This is a genomic window from Arthrobacter sp. NPDC057388, from assembly GCF_042668165.1.
In the GTDB taxonomy this organism is placed as follows: Bacteria; Actinomycetota; Actinomycetes; order Actinomycetales; family Micrococcaceae; genus Arthrobacter.
Genome location: NZ_JBHVBL010000036.1, coordinates 15,646 through 30,700 on the forward strand (window position 1 = coordinate 15,646; position 15,055 = coordinate 30,700).

Annotated in this window: 14 protein-coding genes; 9 read left to right on the forward strand and 5 right to left on the reverse strand. The window is 65.7% G+C overall.

Annotation, left to right across the window (positions count from 1 at the left end; all coding sequences use genetic code 11):
• Position 1 precedes the first annotated feature (1 nt).
• Both ACFUTU_RS15990 and glyA read right to left on the reverse strand, forming a co-directional pair.
• Entirely contained in the window at positions 2 to 1,222 is a 1,221-nt protein-coding gene (locus ACFUTU_RS15990; protein WP_377965951.1) for a sarcosine oxidase subunit beta family protein, read from the reverse strand.
• Positions 1,219 to 2,559, reverse strand: coding sequence for a serine hydroxymethyltransferase (gene glyA / locus ACFUTU_RS15995; protein ID WP_377965953.1), 1,341 nt, complete (start codon positions 2,557 to 2,559; stop codon positions 1,219 to 1,221). The genes ACFUTU_RS15990 and glyA overlap by 4 nt, the downstream gene beginning before the upstream one ends.
• Positions 2,560 to 2,702: 143 nt before the next feature.
• Between glyA and ACFUTU_RS16000 the strand changes: the two genes are divergently transcribed.
• Positions 2,703 to 3,374, forward strand: coding sequence for a GntR family transcriptional regulator (locus ACFUTU_RS16000; protein WP_377965955.1), 672 nt, complete (start codon positions 2,703 to 2,705; stop codon positions 3,372 to 3,374).
• A gap of 150 nt (positions 3,375 to 3,524) precedes the next feature.
• Here ACFUTU_RS16000 and ACFUTU_RS16005 read toward each other — a convergent pair whose 3' ends face one another.
• Both ACFUTU_RS16005 and ACFUTU_RS16010 read right to left on the reverse strand, forming a co-directional pair.
• The gene (locus ACFUTU_RS16005) at positions 3,525 to 4,067 is read right to left on the reverse strand and encodes a hypothetical protein (protein WP_377965957.1); all 543 of its coding nucleotides are present in this window, start codon (positions 4,065 to 4,067) and stop codon (positions 3,525 to 3,527) included.
• Positions 4,068 to 4,215: 148 nt separating this feature from the next.
• Positions 4,216 to 5,025 carry an IclR family transcriptional regulator gene (locus ACFUTU_RS16010; protein ID WP_377965959.1) on the reverse strand — a complete coding sequence of 270 codons (810 nt, stop codon included), beginning with the start codon at positions 5,023 to 5,025 and terminating at the stop codon, positions 4,216 to 4,218.
• A gap of 398 nt (positions 5,026 to 5,423) precedes the next feature.
• Between ACFUTU_RS16010 and ACFUTU_RS16015 the strand changes: the two genes are divergently transcribed.
• From ACFUTU_RS16015 to ACFUTU_RS16040, 6 genes are all read left to right on the forward strand, one after another.
• Positions 5,424 to 6,824 carry an MFS transporter gene (locus ACFUTU_RS16015; protein ID WP_377965961.1) on the forward strand — a complete coding sequence of 467 codons (1,401 nt, stop codon included), beginning with the start codon at positions 5,424 to 5,426 and terminating at the stop codon, positions 6,822 to 6,824.
• A gap of 62 nt (positions 6,825 to 6,886) precedes the next feature.
• Positions 6,887 to 9,238 (forward strand): arylsulfatase, encoded by a 2,352-nt coding sequence (locus tag ACFUTU_RS16020; protein WP_377965963.1) that lies wholly within the window; start codon positions 6,887 to 6,889, stop codon positions 9,236 to 9,238.
• A 76-nt stretch (positions 9,239 to 9,314) separates the two neighbouring features.
• Positions 9,315 to 10,325 carry a formylglycine-generating enzyme family protein gene (locus ACFUTU_RS16025; RefSeq protein ID WP_377965965.1) on the forward strand — a complete coding sequence of 337 codons (1,011 nt, stop codon included), beginning with the start codon at positions 9,315 to 9,317 and terminating at the stop codon, positions 10,323 to 10,325.
• 12 nt (positions 10,326 to 10,337) lie between these two features.
• Complete coding sequence (locus ACFUTU_RS16030) at positions 10,338 to 10,733, forward strand: YidH family protein (RefSeq protein WP_377965967.1); 396 nt, start codon at positions 10,338 to 10,340, stop codon at positions 10,731 to 10,733.
• Between the two features lie 2 nt (positions 10,734 to 10,735).
• Positions 10,736 to 11,083, forward strand: a complete 348-nt coding sequence (locus ACFUTU_RS16035; protein ID WP_377965969.1) for a DUF202 domain-containing protein — start codon at positions 10,736 to 10,738, stop codon at positions 11,081 to 11,083.
• Positions 11,084 to 11,154: 71 nt separating this feature from the next.
• A complete protein-coding gene (locus ACFUTU_RS16040) occupies positions 11,155 to 12,135 on the forward strand; it encodes an EAL domain-containing protein (RefSeq protein WP_377966002.1) in 981 nt (326 codons plus the stop codon).
• Between the two features lie 147 nt (positions 12,136 to 12,282).
• On the opposite strand, the gene hxlA is transcribed toward ACFUTU_RS16040, so the two are convergent.
• A complete protein-coding gene (hxlA, locus tag ACFUTU_RS16045; RefSeq protein ID WP_377965971.1) occupies positions 12,283 to 12,906 on the reverse strand; it encodes a 3-hexulose-6-phosphate synthase in 624 nt (207 codons plus the stop codon).
• A 153-nt stretch (positions 12,907 to 13,059) separates the two neighbouring features.
• On the opposite strand from hxlA, the gene ACFUTU_RS16050 reads away from it, so the two are divergent.
• Positions 13,060 to 14,382 (forward strand): LuxR C-terminal-related transcriptional regulator, encoded by a 1,323-nt coding sequence (locus tag ACFUTU_RS16050; protein WP_377965973.1) that lies wholly within the window; start codon positions 13,060 to 13,062, stop codon positions 14,380 to 14,382.
• A 69-nt stretch (positions 14,383 to 14,451) separates the two neighbouring features.
• Positions 14,452 to 15,024 (forward strand): GNAT family N-acetyltransferase, encoded by a 573-nt coding sequence (locus ACFUTU_RS16055; protein WP_377965975.1) that lies wholly within the window; start codon positions 14,452 to 14,454, stop codon positions 15,022 to 15,024.
• Positions 15,025 to 15,055: the final 31 nt, after the last annotated feature.

The window sequence follows — 15,055 nt, forward strand, 5'->3', positions numbered from 1 at the left end:
GCTAGTGGGCGACGGCGGCAGCGCCGTGTTCGTCGATCAGGGCGCCCGTTTCGAAGCGCTCCAGGGCGAACGGCTTGTTGAGCTTGTGCGGTGCGCCGGTGGCGATGGTGTGCGCGAAGGTCAGGCCGGCAGCGGGCGTGCCCTTGAAGCCGCCGGTTCCCCAGCCACAGTTGACGAACATGTTTTCCACCGGGGTGGTGCCCACGATCGGCGAGGCATCCAGCGTGGTGTCCACGATGCCGCCCCAGGTCCGGAGCACGTGTGCCCGGGCGAAGATCGGGAAGAGCTCGACGGCGGCGGCCATCTGGTGCTCGATCACGTGGAAGGAGCCGCGCTGGCCGTAGCCGTTGTAGGAGTCGACGCCGGCGCCCATGACCAGTTCACCCTTGTGCGCCTGGGAGACGTACACGTGGACGTGGTTGGACATGACGACGGTGGGGTGGACCGGCTCGTGGAGCTCGGACACCAGTGCCTGCAGCGGGTGGGACTGGATGGGGAGCCGGAAGCCGGCCATCTCCGCCAGGACCGAGCTGTGGCCGGCGGCGCAAAGGCCCACCTTTTCGGTGTTGATGGTGCCGCGGTTGGTCTTGACGCCCACCACGCGTTCGCCGTCCTTGATGAAGCCGGTGACTTCGCAGTTCTGGATGATGTCCACGCCCATCTCGTCACACTTGCGGGCGAAGGCCCAGGCGACGTGGTCGTGCTTGGCGATGCCGGCGCGCGGCTGGTAGGTGGCGCCCATGACCGGGTAGCGGATGTCGTCGCGGATGTTCAGGATGGGGCAGAGTTCCTTGACCTGCTGCGGGTCCAGCCATTCGGCGTCCACGCCGTTGAGCTTGTTGGCGCCCACGCGGCGGATGCTCTCGCGGACGTCGCCCAGGGTGTGGGCCAGGTTCATCACGCCGCGTTGGCTGAAGAGGAAGTCGTAGTCGAGTTCCTCGGGCAGGATCTCCCACAGCTTCAGGGCGTGCTCGTAGATGGCGGCGGACTCGTCCCAGAGGTAGTTGGAACGGATGATGGTGGTGTTGCGGGCCATGTTGCCGCCGGCGAGCCAGCCCTTTTCCAGGACGGCGATGTTGGTCATGCCGTGGTTCTTGGCCAGGTAGTAGGCGGTGGCCAGGCCATGCCCGCCGCCGCCGACGATCACGGCGTCATAGGAGGGCTTGGGGTCCGGGTTGTGCCACAGGAATTCCGGGTGCTCCGGGAGGTGGTGCGTGCTCACTGGGCTGCTCCGATCATGTCATTCTCAAAAGCGGCGATTTCGCCTGCGCCGCTGAGCTGGGGGTACAGGGGGAACTTCTCGGCGAGCGCGGTGACGCGTGCGCGGAGTTCGACGGCGGTGTCGTCGTCGAGCGTTCCGGTGCCGGCGGCGCCGATCAGGGCCTTGGCGATGATGTCCGCGACCTCGGTGAATTCGGCGGCGCCGAAGCCACGGGTGGCCAGGGCCGGGGTACCGATCCGGAGGCCGGAGGAGACCATCGGCGGGCGGGGGTCGAACGGGACGGCGTTGCGGTTGACGGTGATGCCGATCCGGTGCAGGGTGTCCTCGGCCTGCTGGCCGTCCAGCTCGGAGTTGCGCAGGTCAACGAGGACCAGGTGGACGTCCGTGCCGCCGTTGACCACCGTGATGCCGGCAGCTTCGACGTCGGACTGCAGGAAGCGCTCGGCCAGCAGCTTGGCACCTTCGAGAACGCGCTGCTGGCGCTCCTTGAAGCCCTCGGATGCTGCGAGCTTGAAGGCCACGGCCTTGGCGGCGATGACGTGCTCCAGCGGGCCGCCCTGCTGGCCGGGGAAGACTGCACTGTTGATCTTCTTGGCGTACTGTTCCTTGGCGAGGATGACGCCGCCGCGGGGACCGCCGAGGGTCTTGTGCGTGGTGGTGGTGACGACGTCGGCGTACGGCACCGGGTTGGGGTGCAGGCCTGCGGCGACGAGGCCGGCGAAGTGCGCCATGTCCACCATCAGGTAGGCACCGACGAGGTCGGCGATCCGGCGGAACTCGGCGAAGTCGAGCTGGCGGGAGTAGGCGGACCAGCCGGCCACGATGAGCTTAGGCTTGTGCTCCAGGGCGAGGGCCTCGACCTCGGCCATGTCAACGCGGAAGTCGGACTCGCGGACGTGGTAGGGGACCACGTTGTAGAGCTTGCCGGAGAAGTTGATGCGCATGCCGTGGGTGAGGTGGCCGCCGTGGGCCAGGTCCAGGCCGAGGATGGTGTCGCCCGGGTTCAGCAGTGCGAACATGGCGGCAGCGTTGGCCTGCGCGCCGGAGTGCGGCTGGACGTTGGCGAACTCGGCGCCGAAGAGTGCCTTGATGCGGTCGATGGCCAGCTGCTCGACGACGTCGACGTGCTCGCAGCCACCGTAGTAACGCTTGCCCGGGTAACCCTCGGCGTACTTGTTCGTGAGGACCGAACCCTGCGCCTCCATGACGGCCGCGGGAGCGAAGTTCTCCGAGGCGATCATTTCCAGCGTTGACTGCTGGCGGTCCAGCTCGCGGGCGACTGCTTGCTGGATCTCGGGATCGACTACGGAAAGTCGGTCGTTCAACTGCTCAACCACGAATGCTCCTTATGAAATACCACTTAGCTTGGGACTGATATATCAGTATGACGACAATGGTATGATTGAGCTCACAACAGAGTCAATAGCAGAAGCAAAATGACAATGCGCTTCCGCTTGGAGCCCAGAAAGGGAACCTCGCTGTGAATGCTCTTCCCGCCATGCCACCCGCCGAGGATGAAACGCTGTCCCAGGCCGAGGCAGCGTACCGGCAGCTGCGCGACAAGCTGATCATGCTGGACATCCGTCCCGGCGAGCCCATCAATGACGGCCAGCTGGCGGCCGAGCTCGGCTTCGGACGCACCCCCGTTCGCGAGGCCATCAAGCGGCTGGAGGTGGACCACCTCGTGGTGTCCTACCCCCGGCGCGGAACCTTCGCCACGACTGTGGACTTCACCGAACTGGCCGACGTCTCGGAGATCCGGGAACTGCTGGAGCCGCTCGCGGCGCGGCGTGCCGCCAAGCGGGCCAACAGCGCCATGCGTGACGAACTGCTGGACGTGGCCAAAGCCATCTCCGAACTGGCGCCGACGCCGGCCCAGTCCCGGGAGCTCATGCGCTACGACCTGACGGTCCACCGCCTGATCTACCGTGCAGCGGCCAACCCGCACCTTGAGGACACCCTGATCCGTTACGACAACCTGGCCACGCGCATTTGGTGCCTGGTCCTGGACAAGGTGCCGTCAGTGAGCGGCCACATCAATGAGCACGTGGACCTGCTCAAGGCCGTGGCGGAGGGGGACGCGGACAGGGCAGGCGAGCTGGCGCTGCACCACGTCACGAGCTTCGAGGAAACCATCCGCAAGGTGCTCTAGGCTGCACCCGGCCACAGACGCTTCCTCACCTCTGGTCGCCCAACCCCAAACGCTTCCTCACCTCTGGGAACGGAGAATCCCCCGGGACTTTTCCCGGGGGATTCCCCGTTCATGGGTGAATGCGGGACTGGCAGGGTCGCAGCCTGATTTCTAGTGGCCGCCGCCTCCGATCACGCCTTTTTCGACGGCCTTCGTGACCGCATCGGCCTCGTCCTGGGTGAGGGTGCCGTCCTTGACCGCCGTATCGAGCCTGGTCTTCAGCGCTGATGCGCGTTCGGCCTGCTTCGCCTCGCGGATCTCCGTCAGGGCCGCGGTGACCTTGGACTCCTCGACGCCGAGTGCCGCGGCAAGCGACTTGGCCATCGCCGCGTCCTGGGCGGTGCGGTCAGGTTTGGTGCCCTCGGCGGGCGCCGCCGTCGGCTTGTTGGCCTCGCGGAACGCCTGGATCGCCTCGGTCACTTTCGCTTCATCAACGCCCAGCTTGGTGGCAAGGTCTGCAGCGATCTGGCCGCGGTCGCCTCTGTGGCCGCCCCGGACGCCGTCAGTCGAGCCGCTGCCCTCCGCCGACGTGCTCGAGGTGGCGCTGGGGCTCGGGGTGGTGGCGGCCGAGGCCATTCCGGTAACCCCCAGGCCGGCACCGAGCGCCAGCGCGCCCGCAGTGATGCCGAGGGTGATTTTCTTGGTTCGTGACATGGTGTCTCCTTGATCGGCCGTGCCATACGGCTGTGAACGGAAGGGCCTCTGTCCTAGCCCCCTTCCTCAAAGATCCGGGATCACGTTAAGGCGCCGCTGTTCGGAAACTGTCAGGAGGCTGTGAACCCCGCCGGCGGACCCGGGTGCCTCACTCTTCGGTGTGCCCCATCCTCCGGCTGACTTCCCGGGCGGAATGCTTGAGTTCCTGGACCAGGGTGCGTGATTTGCGGGGGTCGAACCGGAATTCGGGTCCCGAAACACTTATGGCGCCCAGGACGGTCCCGTGATGGCCGAACACCGGCGTGGCTATGCCGTTCAGCCCCAGCTCAAGTTCGCCATATACGGTCGCATAGCCTGCTTCGGCCACCTCAGCCAACTGTTCTTCAAGATTCTGCCTCGACGTGATGGTCCTCGGAGTTGTGGGTGGCATGCCTGTCTCGCCGAGGACACGGCTCCGTTCGGCGGCGTCCATGGCCGCAAGGAAGACTTTTCCGCTGGACGTGGCATGAATCGGGGTCAGCCTGCCGATCCAGTCCTGGGTGGCCAGCGTGGACGGCCCCATGGCTTCGTCGACATTCACGACGTAGTTGGAACTAAGGACGGCAAGGTTGACCGTTTCCCCGGTCTGGGCGGCGAGTGCTTCGAGAATAGGCCGGGCCTCGCGGACGAGATTGAGCCGCACCGGTATGGAATTTGCGAGCTGCAGGATCCCGAGCCCCAGCTGGTACTTGCCGCGTCCAGTGTTCTGTTGCGCCATTCCGCGGGCTTCGAGCACACGCAGCAGCCGGGAAATCGTGGACCGGTGCACGCCCATTTCCTCAGCCACCTCGCTGACCCCTGCCCCGCCCGTCCGGGCAAGGATCTTCAGCACCGTTATGGCCCGCTCAACAGACTGCAGGCTTGCCTGTGGCTCCCCGTCCGCCGCGAAATCAGGTCCCTGCGTTTTGTGAGACAGCATGCCTCATTTTCGCAGACGAATCCGCCGCCCTGAAATGCCGCCGGCTCCGGCGCATCACGGCCGGACGGCTGCGCGCCTCCGGCAGGAACATCACCAATCGGATCCGCGACGTGCGCACAGCGCAACAAATCGACCGTGATTTATGCCACAAAACCTATTGACAGTGCGGAGGGCGCACACCAGACTTGTTGCATATGGGATTCAATGTTGCTCCTACCGCAACTGGACCCTCTGCCTTCTCCGTTCCGACCAGCCCCTGATCGACCCTGTACTTCCCAAACGAGGCGGGACCCCGGAGCAGCCGATCCGCAAGACACGGCAACGACGCGTGTCTTTCAAACAGGCTTTCGCCCGCGCTATGCCATTCCTACTCCACCGAAAGTGATTGTGAGGATCCCATGAGTTTCAGATCAGTAGACGAGGCCCCGATTCGCGGCTTCCACCGCAAGCTAATCGTTGCTTGCTCGGGAGGGCCCCTGCTCGACGGCTACCTGCTGGCAATTGTCGGCATCGCTCTTCCCGGCATCACCAAAGACATGCATCTGCCCGCGAGTACCGAAGCCATGATTGGCGTCGCTTCACTGATCGGGATGTTCTTCGGCGGTCTGATCTGCGGGCCGCTGACGGACCGCATCGGCCGCAAACCCATGTACACCCTCGACCTGCTGGTCCTGATCATTGCCTCCGTACTTTCAATCTTCGCCACGGAAGCATGGCACTTGATCCTCCTGCGCTTTATTATCGGTGCAGCCATCGCCGCGGACTATCCCATTGCCACAGCGCTTCTTTCCGAGTGGCTTCCCACCAAACGGCGCGCCCGCATGTTCAGCGCGGTCATCATCATCTGGTACATCGGCGCGTCCCTGGCCTACCTTGTCGGTTACCTCATCAACGAGGTGATGGGTGAGGACGGCTGGCGCTGGATGCTCGCCACGGCCGCCGTACTGGCAACAATCGTCTTCCTGCTCCGTGTCGGCACGCCGGAATCACCGCGGTGGCTTGTTGGTGCGGGGCGCGTCGAAGAGGCCTGCAGGGTCATTGAGGCCACCCTCGACACCAAAGTCACGGCCGCCGAACTGGCCGGCTCCATGCCCCTGGCGGACGAAGGGCGGGGCAGGATTGCCGACCTCTTCCGCGGCATTTACCTGCGGCGGATGGTGTTCATCGTCGTCTTCTTCACCTGCGCGATCGTGCCGCTCTTTGCCCTGCTGACATTCGGTCCGCAGCTGCTCGGATCTTTGGGCATGGAGTCAGGCAATGAAGCGAACCTCGGCACAGCCATCATCAACCTGGTGTTCGCGATCGGCTGCCTGCCGGCCATGCGGATGCTCGACAGCATTGGACGCCGCAAGACCATCATCTGGTCCTTCGGCCTGATGGTGCTCCCGCTGCTCGCACTGGGAGCGTGGACGAACGCCCCGGGTCCGATCATCGTAGGGTTCTTCTGCCTCTACGCACTGTTCTCCGGTGGCCCCAGCATCCTCGAATGGGCCTACCCCAACGAGCTCTTCCCCACCCGCATCCGCGCTGCCGCCGTCGGAATGGCCGTTGCCCTGACCCGCTTTGGCGCGGCCGTGGGAACCTTCCTGGTCCCGCTCTCCCTCTCCACCCTGGGCACGTCGACGACGATGTACATCGGCGCCGGCATCACATTCGTCGGTTTCCTCGCCTGCATGGCCTGGGCTGAGGAGACACGGAACCGCTCCCTGGAGGAGACCGGCGCAACCGGGGTGGTGCCGGCATCCCCTCATCCGGCGCCGGTCCTCACCGCCGCCAGTAAGACCACCGCGGGGCGCTGAGCCGCCCTCAAGAGCCGGTCCCCAAAACCACACGCGACAGAACCACAAGGAGCAACGAGCAAATGACCGAGATCCGCGAAATCCTTCCCATCCCGGAGCGGAACCGGACCGTGGCCACAGCCATGGGAATCCATGACCAGCAGGCCGGGTTCACGCCGGTGGCTCCGTTGAGGGCGCCTGACGGCGCGCCCAACGTCGTGATCGTCCTGGTCGACGACATGGGGTTTGGTGCCTCAAGCGCCTTCGGTGGGCCGTGCGAGATGCCGACGGCGGACAGACTGTCCGACGACGGCCTCCGCTACAGCCGCTTCCACGTTACGGCCTTGTGCTCCCCCACCCGGCAGGCACTCATGACCGGCCGGAACCACCACTCCGTCGCCATGGGGGTGACCACCGAGATGAGTACCTCCGCCCCCGGCTACACGGGCTTCCGCCCTGCCAGTGCCGCCACGATCGCGCAGACGCTCAGCCACAACGGCTACAGCACGGCCGCGTTCGGCAAATGGCACCAGACCCCTCCACGGGAAGTCAGCCCCTCGGGGCCCTTTGACCGCTGGCCCATCGGTGAAGGCTTCGACAAGTTCTACGGGTTCATGGGCGCCGAAATGAACCACTGGTATCCCCAGCTCTTCGACGGAACCACGCCGGTGGAACCGGACCGGCTGCCGGAAGACGGCTACCACCTCTCCGAAGACCTCGTCGACCACGCCATCGACTGGGTCCGCACGCAGAAGACGCTCACGCCGGAAAAACCGTTCTTCAGCTACATTGCCTTTGGCGCCACGCACGGCCCCTTCCATGTGGGCAAGGAGTGGAAGGACAAGTACCGCGGCCGCTTCAACCAGGGCTGGGATGCCCAGCGGGAAGCCACCCTTGCCCGGCAGAAAGAACTCGGCATCGTCCCGGAATCCGCCGAGCTCGGCCCCTGGGCCGACGTCGTGCCGCACTGGGACGAACTCGACGACACGGAACGCCGCGTTTCCGCGGCCTTCATGGAAACCTACGCCGGCTTCGCCGAACACACGGACCGCCAGGTTGGCCGCTTCGTGGACGCGCTGAAGGAAATGGATCAGCTGGACAACACCCTGTTCATCTACCTTCTGGGCGACAACGGCGCCTCAGGGGAGGGCGGCATCGAAGGCACCATGCGTGAGCACCTGGTGGGCCACGGCTTTCAGGACAGCACCGAAACCATGGCCCGGGAGATCGACGCGCTGGGTGACGCGACCACCTACGCCATCTACCCGGTCGGCTGGGCGCTGGCCATGAACACGCCCTACCAGTGGACAAAACAGGTGGCCTCGCACTACGGCGGAACCCGGGACGGCATGATCATGAGCTGGCCAAAGGGTATCGAATCCGGCGGCGGAATCAGGCACCAGTGGCACCATGTCATCGACATTGCCCCCACCATCTTCGAAGCAGCCGGAATCCCGCACCCCGTTCTGGTCAACGGCGTCAGGCAGCAACCCATCGAGGGCACCAGTATGCTGTATACCTTCAACGATCCCGACGCCGAGGACCGACGGCGGACACAGTACTTCGAGATGTGCGGAAACCGCAGCATCTACCACGAGGGGTGGACGGCGGTTACCCGGCACGGCACTCCCTGGCAAATGGTGCCCGAAGGGCTGCCGGCCTTCGACCAGGACGTGTGGGAGCTTTATGACACCCGGAGCGACTGGAGCCAGGCCCACGACCTCGCCGAAACGTATCCGGACAAGCTGCGCGAACTTCAGCAGCTGTTCCTGATCGAAGCCAGCAAGTACAACGTGTTTCCCCTCGACGACCGTGTCACCGAGCGGGAGAACCCGGAGGTTGCCGGACGGATCGACCTGTTCAGCGGCAGGACCTCGGTGACATACCGGGCCGGGATGGGGCGCTTTACGGAAGAGACGACCCTGAACGTGAAGAACAGGTCGCACAGCGTCACGGCCCGGGTGGACATCCCCGAAGGCGGCGGCGACGGCGTCCTTATTGCCCAGGGCGGACGGTTTGGAGGCTGGTCCCTGTACGTGGTGGACGGGCACCTCAGCTACGCCCACAACTGCTACGGCCGGGATCTTTACACGGTGCGCTCGGAGGAGCGGCTGGAAGCCGGACCGCAGGAGCTCACCTTAGAGTTCCAGTACGACGGCGGCGGCATCGGCAAAGGGGGCGAAGTCCGGCTGGCTGCCGGCGGCAGGATCGTCGGCAAGGGCCGGGTGGAGCAGACCACCGCGTACTACTTCTCCTTCGATGAGACGCTCAACGTGGGGGTCGACCGCGGCACGCCGGTCACCGACGATTATCTCCCGGTGAAGAACGCCTTCACCGGAACCATTGACTCCGTCCGCATCGACCTTACCGACGACGGTTCAGAACACCACCTCACGGCCGCGGACCGCCAGCGCATCGCCCTGGCCCACCAGTAGCCGCACGGAACCGGTTTGTGTCCGCCGGCCATAGTCATCTGACCGGCGGACACGAAAAACTAACGAAACCGAGGAAATGAATCTGTTCACGAACAACCTCCCAGCCCCTGCTTTTCCCGAGGGGGCACACTCAGTGGCCCCGAACAAGGGCTGCTGTGCGCCGGTCCGGGAACGTGGGCCGGCGGAAACCGCCAGCGGACAGGAGGCACATTCCACACCGCGTTCCGGGCCCGCCGCGCATTGTGACATCGAGCTGCCGGGTGGATGCTTTCAAATGGGTGACGGCTTTGGCGAGGGGTATCCGTCGGACGGCGAGACACCTGTCCATGAGGTGCGGCTGGACGGGTTCCGAATCGATTCGACAGCGGTAACCAACGCCATGTTCGCGACGTTCATTGCCGCCACCGGCTACCGGACGGAGGCGGAACTGTACGGGTCCTCCGCCGTGTTCCATCTGTTGTCCACGGCCAAAGCCGGCGAGGTCCTCGGTGCGGCCACCGGGTCACCCTGGTGGCTGGAGATCCGGGGCGCGCATTGGGCGCACCCCACCGGGCCGTCGTCGAACTGGAAGGAAGTACCGGACCACCCGGTCGTGCACGTCTCGCACCACGATGCCCTGGCCTACTGCGCCTGGGCGGGGCGCCGCCTGCCCACTGAAGCCGAATGGGAGTACGCCGCCCGCGGCGGCCTGAACGGGATGCGGTACGCCTGGGGGAACAACCTAACCCCCGGCGGGGAACACCGCTGCAACATCTGGCAGGGCGCCTTTCCCACGGCAAATAAACAAGAGGACGGCCACCTGGGTACCGCCCCCGTAAAGTCCTTCCCTCCCAACGGCTATGGCCTGTACGAGATGGCAGGCAACGTATGGGAATGGTGCAACGACTGGTTCCTGCCCAAGTATTACCGGAATTCCCCCACCGAAAACCCCCAAGGGCCCACCGTCGGCAAAGGACGCGTCATGCGAGGCGGCTCGTACCTCTGCCACGACTCGTACTGCAACCGCTACCGCGTGTCCGCCCGGACCTTCAACACTCCCGAGTCCTCCTCCGGCAACCTCGGCTTCCGCACCGTCGCCGCCCACTAGGAAGAACCCGACGTGACTCAAACCACACCGCCCACCGGTCAGCGCCGCAGTCTTACCGCCCGGATACTGCGTGGGGGAGCCGAACCAGATCCCCGGTTCACCCTCGCCAACGAACGCACATTCCTCGCCTGGATCCGCACGTCCCTGGCCCTGCTCGCCGGCGGAGTCGCCGTCGAGGCTTTCATGGCCGACTTCTTCAGCCCGGAACTCCGCAAGACCGTCTCTCTGCTCCTTCTCGTGCTGGCTCTCACGATTGGCGGAGGGTCCTTCTTCCGCTGGCTCAACATAGAACGCTCCATGCGCCACAAAACGCCGCTGCCCCTGCCCTGGATTGCACCAATCCTTGCCACGGGCTCCGCCCTCGTTGCGGTCGCAATGGCAGGCTTCGTCCTGGTGAAACCCCTCTGACCATGCCGACGAAACGATCCGTCACCAGCCACTGCGACCCCGGACTGCAGCCCGAACGCACGGACCTGGCATGGGGACGCACTGCCTTGGCCCTCGTGGTCTCCGCGGCCATCTTCCTGCGATGGCTCCCGCACCACGGCTGGTTCGTGAGTGTCCTGATAGCGGCCGCCACCATCTCCGCCTGGACCACTCACTTGACCCGAAAGCGCCGGTTCCGGCGGGCCGTCCAGGGCATAAACCGGGGACAGGTGCCTCCAGACACCGCATCCGCGGCAACCCTCGCTGCCAGCGTGATCGTCCTGGCACTGCTGGGAATCTATGCAGTCATGTTCCTGCCCCCGATGCAGTGACCTGCGTAAGATGCACGGCGATCGCATAACCTCGATCGCGGCATCACCTACTGAGGGGTAGTGTGAAGGCCATGGACGAGTCGCCTCGAGACGGTGAGCTGACACCGGAGCTGTTCTCCAACGTGGACCGGGCCACGCTTCGGCGCCAGGTGTTGGAGATCATCAGCGACGTCCTGGCCGATTCTGACCCGAAGAAGGCGTGGGCCAGGGAGCAGCTGCTTGACCTCCTGGCGGCGCATATGGATGACCCTGAACAGGCGCTGCTGCACCATCTGATCAGCACGAGGAACGTGCCCGATTCCTCCCATGAGGAGGAGACTTCCGAACATGTCCCGAGGATGCTGCTGACCGCGTTCCAGCCCATCAGGCTGCTGGCAAGCGGAGAAGTGATCGGGGTTGAGGCGCTGTCGCGGTTCGTGAGCCATGAAGGGACAAGCGCAGACGTCTGGTTCCGGGGAGCAGCGGACCTGGGGCTGGGGCCGGACCTGGAAATCGCCGCCCTCCACCTCGCCCTGGCTGCAGCCGGCGAGATTCCGGAACAGCTTTTCGCGTCGTTCAACCTGAGCCCCGCCGCCTGCGCCGACCCCCGGGTCCAGGCGCTGATGCTGGGCGGGGCCGTCGCCCCGGACAGAATGGTCATTGAGATCATGGGTGACATCGCCGACCGGGAACTGTCGGCCCTCGCCGAGGTTCTGAGCCCCCTGCGCCAGCACGGCGTGCGCCTCGCCGTTGACGGCTCCGGACCGGCTGCCACCTCGGCCAAGCAGATCCTGCATCTGCTCCCGGACATCATCAAGGTGGACCGCGAGTTTCTCTGCGGCGCCGCCGCCGCGGGCGACGGGCCGCCCACGGCCCCCTTCGTTTTCGCCCTGGCCGAGCAGACCGGCGCGACGCTGTCCGCGGAAGGGATCGAAACCCGCGAGGAACTCTCGGCGGTGATGGAACAGGGAATCACCAGGGGCCAGGGCTACCTCCTGGGCAGGCCCTCGGTGGACCCCCGGGACTGGGCAGCCTGGACCGGCGATCCTGAGCCGGTGGAGGACCGCGAATAGGAACGTGCCGCAGCCGCCGGCAGGCCGGCCTTTCGGAAGGGATCGTATTAAACGCCGACGGCGGCCCCCACCGTTAGTGGGAACCGCCGCGCGGGTGGGCTGAAGTCAGCCCCGTGTTGCGAAGGATCCTTTGTTGCGGAAAGACCCTTAGACGATGGCGGCGCGGAGTTCCTTCGCAGCCTGTGCCGGGTCCTCGGCACCGTAGATGGCGCCACCGGCGACGGCGACATCAGCGCCGGCCTTCTGCACGTCACCGATGGTGGCGAGCTTCACGCCGCCTGCCACGGAGAACGGAACGCGGGCCTCGGCACCGGCCTTGAGCAGACCGTTCAGGTCGAAGCCGGGCTTGGCCTGCTCGTCCAGGCCGGCGTGCATCTCGACGAACTTGGCACCCAGGGCACGGACTTCCTTGGCGCGGGTGACCTTGTCCTCGATGCCGATCAGGTCAACGACGACGCCCTTGTTGTGGGCCTTGGCAGCCTTGACCGCACCGGCGATGGTGGAGTCGTCGGCGGAGCCGAGAACGGTGACCAGGTCGGCGCCGGCCTTGAAGGCGATGTCGGCTTCGAGTTCACCGGCGTCCATGGTCTTCAGGTCGGCGAAGACGATCTTTTCCGGGTGGGCGTTCTTCACGGCGGTGATGACGGAGAGGCCTTCGGCCTTGATCAGCGGGGTGCCCAGTTCGATGATGTCAACGTGCTCGGCAACCTTGCCGGCCAGTTCGAGGGCAGCTTCGGTGGTCAGGAGGTCAATGGCAACCTGGAGCTTCATGATGTTTCTTCCTTTGTTCGATTAGGTCTTTCAGGATCGGTTTCTCCCTGGTTCCATCCTCGAATGCCGGGCGGGTGGGCGCTACGACATGATCGGACGGTCTTTCCCACCCAAAGGGATAGGGGACGGCCGCGATTTTTATACAATGGACAGGTGTCCGTTCCCACCCAAGCCACCACAGCTGCATCCCTCCCGGAGACGCCTGAGGGCGTAGGGCCGCTGCTGGCGGCCATCGAGCGCCTGTCCACGGCTTCGCTGACCGAGATTGCCCAGCGGCTGCACGTGGCCACCCTCCCGTACGTGGCCAGCAGCGCACTTGTGATTTTTACGGAAGACTGCACCGGCCGGCCGCAGAAGAAATCGGGTGATGAGTCTGTCATCAGCCAAGTTTCGATCGCGGAACTGGACGCGGTCAGGGAGTTGCTGGCGGGGCACGAAGCCTGGCAGGGGCGGGCACTGATCGGAGGGCAGGAACGCCCGGTCCTTGCGTTGCCGTCGCCCACGAACGCGCTGCTGGTACTGGTCGATCCGCGGCCGGCGGCGGGCGAACGCGGTGAGGCTCCGGCGGAACTGGAAGTGCCGGGGCTGGTCCGCTACCTGTGGAACCTCGCCGCCGAACGCATCCGCGAAAAGGTGGCGGATGCACCGCCGTCGTACCTCATTGAGTCCCGCGCGGCGTCAGCCGAACGGGTCAGGGTGACGGCGGAGCTGGTGGACCGGCACTCAACCACTCTGGAGACCCTGCTGGCCGCGCTGCGCTCCCCCGCCCTGGCCGACGACGCCGCGCGCAAGTCCGCCACCGACGTCGCCGCCAAGGCCCTCGTGGAACTGCGGACGCTCAACGACCGCACCACCGAACTTGTTGAGGAACCGGTTGCCACCGCGTTCCAGCGCCTCCGCGAGGACCTCCGCCCGCTCACGCACTTCAGCGGCATCGACGTCCAATTCATCGAACCGCCGGTCAACGGCAGGGCCCTTCCCGGGGAGGTGGCGCATGCTGCCCGGGCCATCGTGCGGGGCCTTGTGCTCGCCATGGTGGAGCAGCCCGACGTGCGCCGCATCCGCACCCAGTGGGACTGCGACGGCGAGAACCTCCTTATCAACGTCCGCGACGACGGGATGGGCAACCTGTCCGCCGACGCCCCCAGCATCACCCGCCTGAACCAGCGGGTGGAGGTCCTGGCCGGCCGGATGACGATCGACCTGATGCAGGGCTGGGGCGCCGACGTCGCCGTCACCCTGCCGCTGGACCCGCCCGGGCGCAAACTGCCCGACGCCGCCGCCTGGGACCTGGGCGAGCGGGAACTGGAAGTGCTCCAGCTGCTGGCCGCCGGGCAGCGGAACCGGGGGATAGCCGCGAAGCTGCACCTCAGCGAGAACACCGTGAAGTTCCATCTCCGCAACATCTACCGCAAGCTCGGGGCCACATCGCGCACCGAGGCGATCGCGATGGCACACAGCAACGGGCTGCACTGAGCGAATTCCCTGCCGCGGGCCCTTCCGGCGCTGCTTGCCCCCGCCCGCAACCGGTGGCAGGGTGGCGGCATGGCGATCGAAGTTCGTCCGGCAACGCAGTTCGAGGACGTGAAAGCGCTGGTGGGACCCAAACGGCCCGATGCGACAGTCTGCTGGTGCCTCAGTTACCGCATCCCGTCCAAACAGAACGTTGAACTGCGGGGCACAGCCCGTGGGGAGCTGGTCCGGGATCTGCTGGCGCAGGATCCTCCGCCTGGGGTTTTGGCGTACGACGGCGGCGAACCAGTCGGGTGGGCAGGTGTCCATCCGCGCGCCGACACCAGCTTCGCCCGCAACCGGCGGATCCCCCACGTGGACGACCTGGACGTGTGGTCCGTATGGTGCATCAGGGTCCGGCCCGGGCACCGGGGCAAGGGAATTTCCCACCGGCTGCTGCAGGGTGCTGTCGACTTCGCGCGCTCCTACGGTGCGCCCGCCGTCGAGGGGTACCCGGTGGACAACCAGGGCAGGAAGGTGGATCTGACCATGGCGTATGTGGGCACCCGCAAGCTCTTCGAGGCGGCGGGCTTCACCAAAGCCGCCGACACCGACAGCGTCCTTACCGGCTTCCCGCGGGTACTCATGCGCCTTGCCCTCCGCTGATTCCCGCCGTCGGGCTTAACGAAATGTCAGC